This window comes from Pseudomonas fulva, assembly GCF_023517795.1.
Lineage (GTDB): Bacteria > Pseudomonadota > Gammaproteobacteria > Pseudomonadales > Pseudomonadaceae > Aquipseudomonas > Aquipseudomonas fulva_D.
Genome location: NZ_CP082928.1, coordinates 4,498,600 through 4,514,085, shown reverse-complemented (window position 1 = coordinate 4,514,085; position 15,486 = coordinate 4,498,600). Strand labels below are relative to the sequence as shown.

General features: G+C 62.8%; 12 protein-coding genes. 9 read left to right on the top strand and 3 right to left on the bottom strand.

From position 1 onward, the window contains the following. Position 1: 1 nt before the first annotated feature. The 3 genes from K8U54_RS20765 to K8U54_RS20755 form a co-directional block, all read right to left on the bottom strand. Positions 2 to 1,312 carry a dicarboxylate/amino acid:cation symporter gene (locus tag K8U54_RS20765; RefSeq protein WP_249907577.1) on the bottom strand — a complete coding sequence of 437 codons (1,311 nt, stop codon included), beginning with the start codon at positions 1,310 to 1,312 and terminating at the stop codon, positions 2 to 4. A 60-nt stretch (positions 1,313 to 1,372) separates the two neighbouring features. Next, complete coding sequence (locus K8U54_RS20760; protein WP_249907576.1) at positions 1,373 to 2,446, bottom strand: 4-oxalomesaconate tautomerase; 1,074 nt, start codon at positions 2,444 to 2,446, stop codon at positions 1,373 to 1,375. Between the two features lie 385 nt (positions 2,447 to 2,831). Next, positions 2,832 to 3,761: a LysR family transcriptional regulator gene (locus K8U54_RS20755; protein ID WP_249907575.1), complete on the bottom strand. Its 930-nt coding sequence runs from the start codon at positions 3,759 to 3,761 to the stop codon at positions 2,832 to 2,834. Between the two features lie 212 nt (positions 3,762 to 3,973). On the opposite strand from K8U54_RS20755, the gene K8U54_RS20750 reads away from it, so the two are divergent. The 9 genes from K8U54_RS20750 to K8U54_RS20710 all read left to right on the top strand — a co-directional run bounded on the left by K8U54_RS20750 (position 3,974) and on the right by K8U54_RS20710 (position 15,448). After that, the gene (locus tag K8U54_RS20750) at positions 3,974 to 5,059 is read left to right on the top strand and encodes a 4-oxalomesaconate tautomerase (protein ID WP_249907574.1); all 1,086 of its coding nucleotides are present in this window, start codon (positions 3,974 to 3,976) and stop codon (positions 5,057 to 5,059) included. A gap of 36 nt (positions 5,060 to 5,095) precedes the next feature. Continuing rightward, complete coding sequence (locus K8U54_RS20745) at positions 5,096 to 6,358, top strand: OprD family porin (RefSeq protein WP_249907573.1); 1,263 nt, start codon at positions 5,096 to 5,098, stop codon at positions 6,356 to 6,358. Between the two features lie 45 nt (positions 6,359 to 6,403). Next, a complete protein-coding gene (locus K8U54_RS20740) occupies positions 6,404 to 7,384 on the top strand; it encodes a Bug family tripartite tricarboxylate transporter substrate binding protein (RefSeq protein WP_249907572.1) in 981 nt (326 codons plus the stop codon). 45 nt (positions 7,385 to 7,429) lie between these two features. Then, complete coding sequence (locus K8U54_RS20735) at positions 7,430 to 7,885, top strand: tripartite tricarboxylate transporter TctB family protein (RefSeq protein WP_249907571.1); 456 nt, start codon at positions 7,430 to 7,432, stop codon at positions 7,883 to 7,885. 4 nt (positions 7,886 to 7,889) lie between these two features. Further along, positions 7,890 to 9,404, top strand: a complete 1,515-nt coding sequence (locus K8U54_RS20730) for a tripartite tricarboxylate transporter permease (RefSeq protein ID WP_249907570.1) — start codon at positions 7,890 to 7,892, stop codon at positions 9,402 to 9,404. A gap of 51 nt (positions 9,405 to 9,455) precedes the next feature. Next, positions 9,456 to 10,427 carry a D-2-hydroxyacid dehydrogenase family protein gene (locus tag K8U54_RS20725; protein WP_249907569.1) on the top strand — a complete coding sequence of 324 codons (972 nt, stop codon included), beginning with the start codon at positions 9,456 to 9,458 and terminating at the stop codon, positions 10,425 to 10,427. Positions 10,428 to 11,384: 957 nt separating this feature from the next. Beyond that, a complete protein-coding gene (locus tag K8U54_RS20720; RefSeq protein WP_249907568.1) occupies positions 11,385 to 12,542 on the top strand; it encodes an outer membrane beta-barrel protein in 1,158 nt (385 codons plus the stop codon). A 132-nt stretch (positions 12,543 to 12,674) separates the two neighbouring features. Next, a complete protein-coding gene (locus tag K8U54_RS20715) occupies positions 12,675 to 13,214 on the top strand; it encodes a polysaccharide biosynthesis/export family protein (RefSeq protein WP_249907567.1) in 540 nt (179 codons plus the stop codon). 101 nt (positions 13,215 to 13,315) lie between these two features. Then, a complete protein-coding gene (locus tag K8U54_RS20710; RefSeq protein ID WP_249907566.1) occupies positions 13,316 to 15,448 on the top strand; it encodes a GumC family protein in 2,133 nt (710 codons plus the stop codon). Positions 15,449 to 15,486: the final 38 nt, after the last annotated feature.

Genomic DNA, 15,486 nt, shown 5'->3' with positions numbered 1-15,486 from the left:
GTTACTTCAAGGGTGACTGGGGAGCCGCCTGCCAGGCAGGCTGCGTCTGGCTGCCTGGGGGCTCAGGCCGCTCGTCGAGCACGGCGTGCAGGGTTCGGCGATCACAGGCGCCTTCGGAGAGCGACACCACCACGGTGGCCACCGCGTTGCTGGCCAGGCTGGTAAGCGCGCGGGCTTCGGACATGAAGCGGTCGATGCCGATCAGCAGCGCCAGACCGGCGAGCGGCAGGTCGTGCATCACCGACAGGGTCGACGCCAGGGCGACGAAGCCGCTACCGGTGACACCGGCGGCGCCCTTCGAGGACAGCAGCATGACCGCCAGCATGGTGACGATCTGGGTGAGCGACAGGTCGATGTTGCAGGCCTGGGCGATAAACACCGCCGCCAGCGACAGGTAGATCGCCGTGCCGTCGAGGTTGAACGAGTAGCCGGTTGGCAGCACCAGGCCGACCACCGATTTGCGGCAACCGAGCGCCTGGAGTTTTTCCAGCATGCGCGGCAGCACCGGCTCGGTAGACGAGGTGCCGAGCACCACCAGGAACTCTTCGCGCAAGTAGCGCAACAGCTTCCACAGGCTGAAACCGTACAGGCGGCATAGCCCGCCAAGCACCACGAACACGAAGAAGGCGCAGGCGATGTACAGCGTCATGATCAGCTTGGCCAGTGAGCCCAGGGAGGTGATGCCGTACTGGCCGACGGTGAAGGCAATGGCGCCGAAGGCGCCGATCGGCGCGAAGCGCATCAGGTAGGAGAAGATCTTGAAGACCATCTTCGAAGCAGCCTCGAGCACATCGAGCAGCGGCTTGCCGGCATCCCCGATCGACGACAGGGCAAAGCCCGAGAGCACGGCGATGAACAGCACCGGCAGCACTTCACCCTCGGCGAAGGCGCCCATGAAGGTGCTGGGGATGATGTGCATGAAGAACTCGACCACGCCGAGCCTGGCTGCCGAAGCCGTGTACTGGGAAAGCCCCTCGGTATTGAGCTTGCTGGGGTCGACGTTCATGCCGACGCCCGGCTGGAACAGATAAACCGCACAGAGGCCGATCATCAGGCTGATCACCGTGAGGCCGAGGAACAACCCCAGGGTCTTGCCCATCAGGCGACCCAGCGCGCTTTTCTCGGTCATCCCGGCGATACCGGTGACGATGGTGCAGAACACCACCGGGGCGATCATCATTTTCACCAGCTTGATGAACGCATCGCCTAGTGGTTTGAGGGCAGTGGCTTGCTGCGCCCAGAAGTGGCCGACCAGTACACCGAGCAGCACGGCGCAGAGGATCTGGAAATATAACGATCTGACGACTTTCATCAGGCATCACCCATTTATAGAAATTGTTCGGATGCGCAAATTTTCGTGCCGGCCGGCGGTTCAGCCGGCCAGACGTTGCCCTTCCGGGGCGTGTACCTCTCCGGAAAACAGCCGCCGGGCGGTGCGTACCACGGAGGCGCGAATCGTCTTGCCGCTGTACCCCAAGGCGACATCGATCGACCCGCTCGGGTGCTCGATACGCACCTGGTTCAGGCGCTCTGCATGGTCAGCAAGCCCGAGCAGGTCGGCCGCCACGGTGTGCGGGCTGACGCAGGCAGTCGCCAGGCCGATCGAACCGGTGATCGCCAGGGCGCGATGACAGGCGTGGGGCATGAAGTAGCGGACCTGAATGGTACCGCCCGAGGACGCAGGCGCCAGCAGGACGGGTTTCGGAATGACCTTGTCGCTGACGTCGCCCAGCCCCATGGCCAGGCCCGCCTGCAGGCGGATCGATTCGAGGCGGGCGAGAAACGCTTTGTCGGCATCCAGCTCGGCAGGCGATTCACGGCCGCTCCTGCCGAGGCTGGCGGCGTCGATCAGCACCATCGGCATGGCCATGTCGATGCAGGTGGTTTGCACACCGTCGAACCGATCGCGAGTGTTGCCGGTGGGGAACAGCTTGCCGGTCTTGCTGCCGGCAGCGTCCAGGAACGTCAGCTCGATGGGCGCCGCGACACCTGGCACACCATCGATACGGGTGTTGCCGGCATAGGTCACAGCGCCGCCAGGGGTCTGTACCTTCGAGCACACGAACGTACCGGTATTCAGGTTGCGGATACGCACGTCAGTGGTGCGATGGCCGGCCTTGACCAGACCCTGCTCGATGGCGAACGGGCCAACCGCGCAGAGCATGTTGCCGCAGTTCGGCGCCGTATCGACGCGGCGCTCGGACACCATGACCTGCACGAACAGATAATCGACGTCAGCATCCGGGTGGCTGGACGCACTGACGATGGCGACCTTGCTGGTCTGCGGGCTGCCACCACCGATGCCGTCGATTTCCAGCTCGTGTCCTGCCCCCATGACCGACAGCAGCACTTCGTTTCGCTCGTCAATCGACTCAGGCAAGTCGCTGGCAAGGAAAACCGGGCCTTTTGAGGTGCCTCCGCGCATGAGCACACAGGGAATACGCATGACTTCTTCTCTTTTACTGATCAATCAGGCCGATTGATGCCTTGAGCAAAAGAGTCACACGCACTGACAATTCCATCAAATGCAAATATTTCAGAATTTAATGCACTTGACGCATTAAATAAGCGCCAACCATCGACTTGCCCCATGGGAATTCTCGACTCGATCGCGTCGCGATAAACAGCAATTTGGCGCCCAATGGGACGCCATGTATGAGTGTCAGTGATAAGTCGCGGTGCGGGAAGAAGGTGCGCAATCGCGCTGCGGCAGCCTGAACCTGTGCCACTTCAGGGCGGAATTCTGCCGATGAAATCGGCGAAATTCCGCTTAGCGCAATGGCCGCCCCTAGCCGCCAAATGCCAGAGACATTGAACAGCGCTGGCGACAGCTAGTCGCCCTGGGCCTGCTTGTCCGTGCCCAGGGCGGTATAGCCGGGCCACTGCTTGAGCAGGGTATCGACGAATTGCTCGGCGGCCGGCGACAGCGAGGAACCATGGCGACGAACCAGCCCCAGGGTGCGGCTGATAACAGGATCGACCAGCGGGCGTTGCACCAGTATCGGGTGATCCTCGGCCGGCATCGCCAGGCTCGGCATGGCGGCGATACCCAGGCCCGCCTCGACCATGCCCAGGGATGTGGACAGGTGCTGCACTTCGTAGAACCAGCTGGGCCGCCAGTCGAGGTGCGCCAGGCCGTGGTCGAGAAGCACGCGGTTGCCACTCAACCGGCCGACCCCGATCAACCGGTAATCGCTCAACTCGCGCCACGCCACCTGGGGTTGCTCGGCCAGCGGATGGTCACGCCTGCAGGCCAGCACGAACGGCTCGTTGACCAGCGGCGTGAAGTCGATCTCGGCGTGCTGGCCGCTGAGCATGTTGATGCCGAAATCCGCCTCGCCGCGCAGCACCGCCTCCAGGCCCTCGTGGGCACTGAGGTCAAGAATGCGGATGCGGATCTTCGGGTACTGGCGATTGAATTCACGGATAACCGTGGGCAGGAAATAGAACGCCGCCGTCGGGATGCACGCCAAGGTCACCTGCCCGGACTGGCGCTCGGCCAACTCGCGGATGCCCAGAATGGAGCGCTCGAAATCGTCGAGCAGGCGCCGGGCCTTGGGCAGGAAATCACGCCCCACGGCGGTAAGGCTGACCCGCCGCGTGGTGCGGTCGAGCAGCTGGGTGCCCAGCCCCTCCTCCAGCTTCTGCATGCGCCGGGTAAGAGCCGGCTGGGAGAGATGGATGGCGTTGGCGGCTTCGTGGAAATTGCCGAACTCGGCGATCTTGACGAAGGCGCGCAGGTCCTGAAGCTCGTAATTCATGCAAAAAACCTATCAATCGGCATTTTTATTTTCCACCACAGATTAGTGCATTAAACGGCATCTGGCGATCTGCGCCCATCCCGAAACTCGCCCGCACGCATTAATGCATTAAATACATTAATTACAAAAATATATGCAATTTACAAAACAAACCAGGCTAACCACCATTTAAAAAAAGCAACAATAAGCGAATTTATTGCACTGGAGACATCATGCAAGCCATTCCCTGCGTATTGATGCGCGGCGGCACCTCTCGCGGCCCGTTCTTTCTGGCCAACCACCTGCCCACGGATATCGCCCTGCGCGACGAGCTGCTGCTCAACGTGATGGGCTCCGGCCATGAGCTGGAAATCGATGGGATTGGCGGCGGCAGCCCGCAGACCAGCAAGGTGGCGATCGTCAGCACCTCCGATCATCCCGACGCCGATGTCGACTACCTGTTCGTGCAGGTCATGGTCCATCAGCGGCGCGTCGACACGGCGCCCAATTGCGGCAACATGCTCTGCGCCGTTGGCCCGTTCGCCATCGAACATGGCTTGGTCAACGTCAGCACGCCGGTCACCCGGGTGCGTATCCGCAACCTCAACACCAATACCCTGGTCGACTCGGAAGTGCAGACGCCCAAGGGCAAGGTGCGCTACGAAGGTGACACCTGCATCGATGGCGTACCCGGCAGCGCCGCGCCGATCAAGCTGACGTTTCTCGATGCCGCCGGTGCCAAGACCGGCCAGTTGCTGCCCACCGGCAAGGTGCGCGATCACTTCGATGGCGTCGACGCGACCTGCATCGACATGGCCATGCCCATGGTCCTGGTGCACGCCGAAGCGCTGGGCAAGACCGGCTACGAGACCCCGGCCGAGCTGGATGCCGACACGGCACTGCTCGCACGCCTGGAGCGCATCCGCCTGCAGGCTGGTGCCGCCATGGGCCTGGGCGACGTCAGCCAGATGGTCATCCCCAAGCCGGTGCTGCTCGCCCCGCCGCGCCAGGGCGGCGCGTTGTCGACCCGTTACTTCATGCCGCACAACTGTCATCGCTCGATCGCCGCCACCGGTGCCATCGGCCTGGCCAGCGCCTGCGCCCTGCCCGGCAGCGTGGCGTTCGACATCGCCCCCATCACCGGCGCGGCGCTGGTACGCCTGGAACATCCGGGGGGCGAGATCGAAGTATCCCTGGCACCCGGCGAAGACGCCCAGCCACACAGCATGCAGGCCTCGCTGATTCGCACTGCACGCCGCCTGTTCGCAGGCGACGTGTACGTGCCGCAGGCCTTGCGAGGCACGCCCCGCAAGAACTGATGCCAACCAACACCGCACACCCACGAGTAAATAATAATGACAAGAAAGCACCTGTTTCATGCCTCCGTTGCCCCTGCTGCGGTATTGGCCGGCCTGCCGCTGGCCGTCGGCACCGCGCTGGCCGACGGCTTCATCGAAGACAGCAAGGCCAGCCTGGAGCTGCGCAACTTCTACCTCAACCGCGACTTTCGTGACGGCCCCGGGCAGAACAAGCGCGAAGAATGGGCCCAGGGCTTTATTTTCAACATGGAGTCCGGCTACACCACCGGCACGGTCGGTTTCGGTGTCGATGCGCTGGCCATGCTCGGCGTCAAACTCGACTCATCGCCGGACCGTTCCGGTACCGCCCTGCTGCCGCGCGACAGCAAACAGCGCCCCGAAGACGACTACAGCAAGCTTGGCCTGACCGCCAAGGTGCGCATCAGCGAGAGCGTGCTGAAGGCCGGCACCCTGCTGCCGAAGATGCCCACCCTGCAGTTCAGCAACAGCCGCCTGCTGCCCCAGACCTTCGAGGGCTGGCAGCTGCAGAGCAAGGATATCGAGCGCCTGACGGCCTCGTTCGGGCAGATTTCCCGTGTGGTGCAACGCGACGTTTCCGGCTCCAACGACCTGGCCTTGAACAACAAGAACGGCCGCTTCGGCGCCAGCCCCAGCAGCGATCACCTGCGCTTCGGCGGCCTGGATTACGCGCTCACCCCGAATACCCAGCTCAGCTATCACCAGGGCCAGCTCGCCGACATCTATCGCCAGCACTTCCTTGGTGTGCAGCATACCCTGGCCCTGGGCCCGGGCAAGCTGAAAAGCGACCTGCGCTACTTCACCAACAGCGAAAGCGGCCAGGCTCGCGCCGGCGATATCGACAACCAGGTGTACAACGCCATGTTCACCTACAGCCTGGCCGGCCATGCTCTGGGCGTGGGCTACCAGCAGATGCGTGGCGACGACGGTTTCACCTACGTCAACGGCGCCACGCCGTACATGACCAATTTCCTGCAGCTCAACGACTTCGCCGGGCCTGACGAGCGCTCCTGGCAGGCTCGCTATGACTACGACTTCAGCAAGGTGGGCATCCCCGGCCTGACCTTCATGACCCGTTACGTGCGTGGCAGCGGCATCGACCTGGCCAACGGCACCAGCGGCAATGAGTGGGAACGCAATACCGACCTCGCCTACGCCTTCAGCGAGGGCCCTTTGAAGAACCTGAAAGTCACCTGGCGCAACGCGGTCTACCGCGCCAATTTCACCCGTGGAATGGATGAAAACCGCTTGATTCTGAGCTACGCCCTGCCGATCTGGTGATACGGCGAACCACCTACCAATAACTCCAATACAGGTAAACCTCCGATGAAACTGTTGAAAAACTGCCTTCTTATGCCCCTCGCCGGCGCCGTGCTGCTGACCGGCCTGCAGGCCAACGCGGCGCAGCCCAATCGCCCTGAATGCATCGCCCCGAGCAAACCAGGCGGCGGCTTCGACCTGACCTGCAAACTGGCCCAGGCCGGCTTGAAGGACAACGACATTCTCAAATCGCCGATGCGCGTGACCTACATGCCAGGCGGGATCGGCGCCGTGGCCTACAACGCGATCGTCGCCAACCGCCGCAATGATCCCGGCACGCTGGTGGCCTTCTCCGGCGCCTCGCTGCTGAACCTGGCACTCGGCAAATACGGTCGTTTCGACGAGAACGAAGTGCAGTGGCTGACCACCATCGGCACCGACTACGGCACCCTGGCCGTGCGTGACGACTCGCCTTACAAATCCCTCGACGATGTCGTCAAAGCGCTGAAGAAAGATCCGAAAAGCGTGGTCGTCGGTGGCGGCGGCAGCATTGGCGGTCAGGGCTGGATGAAGATCGCCCTGCTCGCCAAAGCGGCAGGCATCAACCCGAGCGAACTGCGCTACGCCGCCTTCGAAGGTGGCTCCGAGCACTACATGGCGCTGATGGGCAAGCACGTCGATCTGGTAACCGGCAGCGCCAGCGAAATCGCTTCGCAGCAAGGCAACAACATCCGCACCCTGGCGGTCTTCAGCGAAGAGCGCCTGCCGGGCGACCTGGCCGAGATTCCGACCGCTCGCGAGCAGGGCTACGAGATCCAGTGGCCGCTGATCCGTGGCTACTTCCTCGGCCCGGATGTACCCGAGGAGCAGGTGCAGTGGTGGCGCGAGGCGTTTACCAAGCTGGAATCCTCTCCTGAGTTCGAGCGCTACATGGTCGACCGTGACGTACTGCCGCTGTACGTGAGCGGGCCGGAGTTGCAGGCGATGGTCCACAAGCAGGTCGCCGAGTATCGCGAACTGGGCCGCGAGTTCGGGCTGGTCGAATAAATCCCTTCCGGGAGAGCCGCTCGGCTCTCTCCATGGAGCACTGCCATGCAAGACCGTATTTTTGCGGGCGTCAGCCTGCTGCTCTGTCTCGGCCTGTCGATGGCGGCCTGGAGCTACCACGCGCCGTTCTCGTACGAGCCGGTAGGGCCGCGGGCCTTTCCCCTGCTGCTGCTGGTGATGATCGCCCTGGGCGCCATCTACCTGCTGATCAAACCGTCACGGGCCAGTGGCGAAGGTGCCGAGCCCGCCTTGGATCGCCACGTGATCCGCAAGATCGTGCTGTGCATCGTCGCCCTGCTGATCTACTCCGCGCTGTTCGAACTGGCCGGCTTCATCATCGCCAGCACCCTGTTCGCCATCGCCATGGCGCGCCTGTACGAGGGCACCTGGAAAGCCAGCCTGACCTCCGGCGTGCTGCTTGCGGTGGGCCTGTACCTGCTGTTCGACAAAGCCCTCGACGTACCGCTGCCACTTGGCCTGCTTTCCGGCCTGGAGTTCTGACTGCATGGATACCTTCAGCTACCTGGGACAAGGCTTCGGCGTCGCCCTGAGCCCCTACAACCTGTTCACCGCCCTGTGCGGCACCCTGATCGGCACCATCGTCGGCCTGCTGCCGGGCCTGGGCCCGATCAACGGCGTGGCCCTGCTGATCCCGATCGCCTTCGCCCTCGGCCTGCCACCGGAAACCGCGCTGATCCTGCTCGCCGCCGTGTACCTGGGCTGCGAATACGGCGGCCGTATTTCCTCGATCCTGCTGAACATCCCGGGCGAAGCCTCGGCGGTGATGACCACCCTGGACGGCTACCCGCTGGCCCGTCAGGGCAAGGCTGGCGTTGCCCTGTCGATCTCCGCCTGGAGTTCTTTCGTCGGCGGCCTGATGGCCACCTGTGGCGTGGTGCTGTTCGCGCCCCTGCTGGCGAAATGGGCAGTGGCCTTCGGCCCCGCCGAATACTTCGTGCTGATGGTGTTCGCCATCACCTGCCTCGCCGGCATGGCGGGCAACAAACCGATGAAGACCGCCATCGCCTGCTGCATCGGCCTGCTGCTGTCGTGCGTCGGTATCGATTCGAACAGCGGCGTGTACCGCTTCACTTTCGGCAGCCTCGGCCTGGCCGATGGCATCCAGTTCGTGGTGCTGGTACTGGGTCTGTTCTCGGTCAGCGAGATTCTGGTGCTGCTCGAGCGTACCCACCACGGCCAGAAGGCCATCGAAGCCAAGGGCCGCATGCTGTTCAACCTGAAGGAAGGCCTCTCGGTGCTGGCCACCAACCTGCGCAGCGGCGCGGTCGGTTTCGGCCTGGGCATCCTGCCCGGCGCAGGCGCGACCCTGGCCAGCGCCGTGGCCTACATGAGCGAGAAACGCCTGGCGGTGAAAGACAACAGGTTCGGTGATGGCGACCTGCGTGGCCTGGCCGCACCGGAAACCGCCAACAGCGCCTCGGCCTGCGGCTCGCTGGTGCCGATGCTGACCCTCGGCGTGCCTGGCTCCGGCACGACGGCGGTGATGCTCGGCGCCCTGACGTTGTACAACATCACCCCGGGCCCGCTGCTGTTCCAGAACCAGCCGGACATCGTCTGGGGCCTGATCGCCTCGCTGTTCGTGGCCAACATCATGCTTATCGTGATGAACGTGCCGATGATCAAGATCTTCACCAAGATCCTTGCCGTGCCGTACTGGGCCCTGGTGCCGGCCATCGCCATCATCACCTCGATCGGCGTCTACGCCGTGCACGCCACCGCGTTCGACCTGTACCTGATGATCGGCATCGGTGTCGCTGGTTACATCCTGCGCAAGATGGACTTCCCGCTGTCGGCGATTCTGCTGGGCTTCATTCTCGGCGGTTTGATGGAGCAGAACCTGCGCCGTGCCCTGTCGCTGTCCAACGGTGACCTGAGCATCCTGTGGAGCAGCTCGATCAGCCTGGCCGTATGGGCGCTGGTGGCTATGATGATAGCCTTGCCCATCTGGCGAATCTGGCGCGCCCGCCGCAAGGCAACAGCGCTGCAGAGCGCCAGCTGATACTTCATCGAATCAGGCTCCCCGGGAGCCTGAACCGTTTTTGGAGCTGCCATGCATATCGTCATTCCCGATGACTACCAGAACGTCATCCGCAGCCTCGACTGCTTCGCCACGCTGGCCGGTCATCAGGTCAGCCTCTACCACGATGCCGTGGACGACGTGCGGGTGCTCGCCGAACGCTTCGCCGACGCCGATGCGCTGGTGCTGACCCGCGAACGCACCCGTATAGATGAAGCGCTGCTGAGCCGCCTGCCCAAGCTCAAGCTGATCAGCCAGACCGGCAAGGTCTCCAGCCACCTGGATATGGACGCCTGCACCCGCCATGGCGTGGGGGTGATGGAAGGCCGTGGCTCGCCGATTGCGCCAGCCGAACTGACCTGGGCGCTGATCATCAATGCCCGGCGTCAGCTGTTCCCGGCCATGCAGGCACTGTACGCGGGTCAATGGCAGATCAACCTCGGCCAGCGCCTGGCTGGCCAAACCCTGGGCATCTGGGGTTACGGCAAGATCGGCCAGCGCCTGGCGCGCTATGCCCAGGCGTTCGAGATGCCCGTGCTGGTATGGGGCAGCGAAGCCTCACGGCAGGCGGCCGTTGCCGATGGCCATCAGGCCGCGTCGTCGCGCGAAGCCTTTTTCGCCGAGGCCGATGTGCTCAGCCTGCACCTGCGCCTGGCACCCGCCACACGGCACCTGGTGACCACCGCCGACCTGGCGTTGATGAAACCCAGCGCGCTGCTGGTCAACACCAGCCGCGCCGAACTGATCGCGCCGGGCGCGTTGCTCGAATCCCTGAACAGGGGCAGGCCCGGCTTCGCGGCGCTGGACGTCTTCGAGCAGGAGCCGCTGGTCGATATCGACCATCCCCTTTTGCGCCACCCTGGCGTGCTATGCACACCGCACCTGGGCTACGTGGAGCGCGACGGTTATGAACTGTATTTCGGCGATGCCTTCGCCAACGTACGCGCCTTCTTTGCTGGCGAGAGCTGTGTGCTGGCCAATCCGCAGGTCATTGCGAGAACCTGATGATGACGCCGCGGTAAACGGCGCGAGGTGGTCATTCACCAGCAGGTTGTTACCTTATTGACGACCTGCGACCACCTGCAATTTCCTGTTGCGACATCAACCGCCTTTATAAAGCCATGATGTCGTCATGCCGTATCTGCCAACTTGTATGATGCCAGTTGGCCAGCAACTAAAGCACGCGCTGCCTTATATAAGGCATCCTGGAGCGTGCCACCGCCTGCCGCTTCGATAATTGACATGTAATATTGCAAAGCCATCAGAGAAGACTGCCTGCGCGAATGTTCGAGTTCAGTGCAAGGTCACTGGAACAGCTACCTCACAAGCGCCCATGGTCACCAGCAACGATCCATGACCAAATGGCTACAGCCCAGCAAATCTGGGCGATACACCCGAGGGCAATTCTATTATTCGAGCATCTGGCAATAACAATAAGGCTGCCATCGAATGAAGGCTTATATAACTAGCGGGTAGCGAAAAACCGCCGCCAATATTATGCCGATAGTCACTATTGTTTTCCGGACAACAGCAATTGAGCTTCGGCACGAACATTGCTCTTGTCTATTTAACTGCAGCGCGGATTAACCTGCCTGTCATGCAACGAGTTTATGGTCTGCTGGTAATTACCGGTGCCCAGCGCCAATAACCGATCATGAAGCGGCCGCTCTACCAAGGTGAGTTGCCTGGATATCTGCTTCACTGCCGCACCGCCATGCAGCGTACTGCCGCCAGATGCGCCAATAACAGGCATGGAAAAGTTCAGTGTTTTTTTATGGTGCTGCGGATCACGACTTTGCGGGCGGCCGGGGAACTTCTTACGGGAGCCGACAACCAATGACTCATGAAAAATGGCCGCAAGTCAATGCGATAGGTAACTGACATCCCCATGCCAGCCCTCCCGCCGCAATGCCGAACGGCTCTCCACACCAAGCGATAGACCCCGGGAAGGGATTTGGCACCATGAAACTCACCAAGATACTGACGGCTTCGTTAGCAGGTACGCTGTCTACAGCCAGTTGGGCCACCGACCCACAACACATCGACCTGGCTGGGTTCGAGTTCACGCCAACCCTGGACGTCGGCGAAAGCTACGACAGCAACTACCGCGGCCTCAACAAGGCCAGATCCTCCTGGGTGACCAGCATCAACCCTAAATTCCTGCTCAGCGCCGAAACCCGCAACACCGGCTACCAGCTCGAATACGAAATCGACGACCAGAATTACCATTCCGACGACAAGGCCAGCCATACCGATCAGCACCTGCGGTTTCGCAGCATCATGGAATTCAACTCGCGCAACCGCCTGCGCTGGAATCTGGGCTACCACCGCGTCGAGGAAACCACTGACGTGCAAGACCCCGACAGGGACGAAAACGACAAGTACGATCGCGGCGTGGCCGGTGCCGTGTACACCTACGGTACCCAGACCGGGCTCAACCAGATCGATTTTGGTGTCAACTACGAGTCCATCCGCTATCGCAACAGCGGTGGCCTGAACGACGACCAGGATCGCGACAGCACCACCTTGAACTCCGTCTGGTACCACCGCCTGGGTGGCAGCACACGCTCCCTGGTCGAGCTGCGCCATACCGTCAACCAATACGTGCTCAGCGAGAGCGACCGCGACAGCACCGATGACGCCCTGTTGTTCGGCGCCACCTGGGATGCCACCGCCAAAACCTCCGGCACCGTGCGCCTGGGCGCCCAGCGCAAGAATTTCGACAGCAGCAGCCGCGAGGACTACACCAGCCCGATGTGGGAAGTGGGGGTAGCCTGGGAACCGCGCACCTACTCCACCATCAAAGTCGACACGCGTCGTTCTTTCGACGAAGGCGAAGATGGTGCCAGTACCGTTCAGGACACCACCACGCGCCTGGGTTGGGAGCACGAATGGTCGGCCTTCATCAGCTCGGAGCTGTTCTATCGCTACTCCGAACGCGACTACAAGGCAACCGACCGCCAGGACGACCGTACCGGCTATGGGCTGGAGTTGACCTACTCGCCGCTGCGCTGGGCTGATGTATCACTGGGTTACCGCCACACCGAAAACGATTCGAGCGTGCGGGAGAAATCCTATGACCGGAACATCTATCAGCTGTCGTTGAGCTTGAGCCTCTAACACCCGGGCTTCTCAACAGGGTGACGCTGGCGTCACCACCCTTATCAACCCTTTCCCGTTTGCCCTTGCAGGCGAGCGGCGGGCGCCCTTTTTCCTGCGCCTGATGATCAAGCAACTACAAGGAGTATGCGGATGTCAGTCCACCATCTGTTCAAAGCCTTCTCGCTGCTGCTGATGCTCGCATTTGCAGCCGGCGCACAGGCCAACCCGCAGTATCGACTGAGCTCTGGCGACGTGATCAAGATCAGTGTCTTCGGCGAGCCGGATCTGTCCTTCGAGGAAATCCGCCTCAACGATGCCGGCACCTTCTCCTATCCGTTCCTGGGACAGATCGAGGCCAGCGACAAGACCGCAGCCGACATCGAACGCATCCTCACCGAACGCCTGAAGGCCGACGGCTACCTGGTCGACCCCCGCGTCTCGGTCGCCGTCACGACCTACCGCGAGTTCTACATCAGCGGCGAAGTGAAAGCCCCCGGTGGCTACCCCTATCAGCCCGGCCTGACCCTGGACCGTGCCATCGCGCTGGCTGGCGGCCTGACCGAGCGCGCCTCGACCAAACGCATCACCATCGCACGCGGCACGGGCGAATCCCGCGCCTCGGAAAAAGCCACGCTCGACACCCTCGTCAAGCCGGGTGACACCATCACCATCGATCAAGGGTTCTTCTGAATATGAACAGTCCTGCACGAACGATCCGACAGTGGCAGCCTTCGCCCTCGGAAGCAGATAGCGATTACATCGACCTGCGGCGCATCTGGAATGCCGTATGGATGCGCAAGTGGGCCATCGCCCTGTTCGTCGTGGTGGTCACCCTGATCACCGCGGTTGCCGTCTCCCGCATGACGCCGATCTACCGCGCCGTCGCCACGGTGATGATCGAGACCAAGGGCACCCAGCTGGTGTCCTTCCAGCAGGTCACCGATACCACCGGTGCGGTCAACGAATACCTGCAGACCCAGCTCGGCCTGATCAAGAGCCGCGTGGTGGCCGAGAAGGTGGTGCGCGAGCTCAACCTTACCGAGCACCCGGACTTCGACCCCCGTCAACAGCCCCAGGCGCTGATCAATTTCGGCGGCATCGCCCGTGGCCTGCAGAGCGCCCTGTCGATCACCGGCCTGGTGGACGAGCCCGAGCCGGCCAAGCCGATGACCGAAGCCGAGCTGCTCGACATCGTCACCAAGATCCTCATGGACCGCACCAACATCTGGGTCGAAGGCAAGAGCCAGCTGGTCAACATCTCCGTCGACCTGCCGGACCGCCTGACCGCCGCGGCCATCGCCAACTCCCTGGCCAGCAACTACATCGACAGCCAGCTCGAAGCGCAGATGGAAATGTCGCTGTCGGCCACCACCTGGATGAACACCCGCCTGACCGAGCTGCGCAGCTCGCTGCAGGAAGCCGAGAACCGCCTGCAGGCCTACCGCGAGGCCGAAGGCCTGGTGGACGTCAACGGCGTGGCCACCATCAGCAACAACGAACTGTCGCTGACCGGCGACCGCATGATCGACGCCCGTCGCCAGCGCGCCGAGGCCGAGAGCCAGTACCGTCAGGTGCAGTCCATGGGCAGTGGCGACTGGCGCCGCCTGGCCAGCGTGCCGGCCGTGCTCGGCAACCCGCTGATCCAGCAGTTCAAGTCCGAGGAAGCCCGTGCCCGCGCCAAGGTCGAGGAGCTGTCGCGTCGCTACGGTGATCGTCACCCGGCCATGCTCGCCGCCAAGTCCGACCTCAGTGCCGCCTCGGCAAGCTTGCGTGCCCAGGTCGAGCAGGTGGTCGCCAGCATCGAGCGCAACTACCAGCTGGCCGTGGCCAACGAGAACTCGCTGAACGCCTCGTTCGACAAGAACAAGGAGCAGATCCAGGACATCTCGCGCAAGGAATTCAAGGTGCGTGAGCTGACCCGCGACGTGGAAAGCAACCGCTCGCTGTACGAGACCTTCATGACCCGCCTGCGCGAAACCGCAGCGACCCAGGACGTCAACTCCAGCAACGCACGCATCATCGACCAGGCCATTGCCCCGCTGCAGCCGGCCGCGCCGAACCAGAAGCTGCTGATCGTCCTGGCCGCCGGTCTGGCCCTGGTATTCGCCATGGCCCTGGCCATCGTTCGCGACTTCCTCAACAACACCTTCAAGAGCGCCGACGACGTGGAGACCAAGCTGAACCTGCCGGTACTGGGCATCGTTCCGCTGATCGCCAACAACTCCAAGTACACCGCCGCGCATCTGTTCGAGCATGGCGAGGATCCGCGCTTCTGCGAGTCGATCCGCACCATTCGCACCAGCCTGATGCTGGCCGATACCAACCGCTCGCAGAAGGTCCTGGTGGTCACCTCCTCGTCGCCGGGCGAAGGCAAGAGCACCCTGGTGGCCAACATGGCGTTCGCCCTCAGCCAGTTGCAACGCGTGCTGCTGATCGACGCCGACCTGCGCCGCCCGACCCTGGCCAAGAGCTTCGACTTCCCGGTCGGCACCCCCGGCCTGGCCAACCTGATCACCGGCAGCGCCAAGGTCGAGGAGTGCATCCACAACATGGGCACCAACCTGGACATGCTGCCGGCCGGCGCGGTACCGCCGAACCCGCTGGAGCTGCTGGCCTCGCCGCGCTTCGCCAAGTTCCTCGACATGATCAAGGAGCGTTACGACCACATCATCATCGATTCGCCGCCCAGCCAGGCCGTGAGCGATGCCGTGCTGCTGTCCACCTTCGCCGACGCGGTGATCTACGTGGTCAAGGCCGATGGCACCTCCATCCCGCTGGCCCAGCGTGGCGTCGGCCACCTGCTGCAGAGCGGTGCTTCGGTGATGGGCGTGGTGCTCAACCAGGTGGACGTGGAAAAGGCTGCGCGCTCCGGCGACTACAGCGGCTACTACGACCACTACGGCTACAGCGACCGCAAGGCCTGACGACCGCCATGACCCACCAGCGCATGACAGCAGGAGGT

What these genes read in the sequence shown, in the direction of transcription:
- K8U54_RS20765 (WP_249907577.1), bottom strand. Translation starts at nt 1,312, where the DNA reads ATGAAAGTCGTCAGATCGTTATATTTCCAGATCCTCTGCGCCGTGCTG.
- K8U54_RS20760 (WP_249907576.1), bottom strand. Translation starts at nt 2,446, where the DNA reads ATGCGTATTCCCTGTGTGCTCATGCGCGGAGGCACCTCAAAAGGCCCG.
- K8U54_RS20755 (WP_249907575.1), bottom strand. Translation starts at nt 3,761, where the DNA reads ATGAATTACGAGCTTCAGGACCTGCGCGCCTTCGTCAAGATCGCCGAG.
- K8U54_RS20750 (WP_249907574.1), top strand. Translation starts at nt 3,974, where the DNA reads ATGCAAGCCATTCCCTGCGTATTGATGCGCGGCGGCACCTCTCGCGGC.
- K8U54_RS20745 (WP_249907573.1), top strand. Translation starts at nt 5,096, where the DNA reads ATGACAAGAAAGCACCTGTTTCATGCCTCCGTTGCCCCTGCTGCGGTA.
- K8U54_RS20740 (WP_249907572.1), top strand. Translation starts at nt 6,404, where the DNA reads ATGAAACTGTTGAAAAACTGCCTTCTTATGCCCCTCGCCGGCGCCGTG.
- K8U54_RS20735 (WP_249907571.1), top strand. Translation starts at nt 7,430, where the DNA reads ATGCAAGACCGTATTTTTGCGGGCGTCAGCCTGCTGCTCTGTCTCGGC.
- K8U54_RS20730 (WP_249907570.1), top strand. Translation starts at nt 7,890, where the DNA reads ATGGATACCTTCAGCTACCTGGGACAAGGCTTCGGCGTCGCCCTGAGC.
- K8U54_RS20725 (WP_249907569.1), top strand. Translation starts at nt 9,456, where the DNA reads ATGCATATCGTCATTCCCGATGACTACCAGAACGTCATCCGCAGCCTC.
- K8U54_RS20720 (WP_249907568.1), top strand. Translation starts at nt 11,385, where the DNA reads ATGAAACTCACCAAGATACTGACGGCTTCGTTAGCAGGTACGCTGTCT.
- K8U54_RS20715 (WP_249907567.1), top strand. Translation starts at nt 12,675, where the DNA reads ATGTCAGTCCACCATCTGTTCAAAGCCTTCTCGCTGCTGCTGATGCTC.
- K8U54_RS20710 (WP_249907566.1), top strand. Translation starts at nt 13,316, where the DNA reads ATGCGCAAGTGGGCCATCGCCCTGTTCGTCGTGGTGGTCACCCTGATC.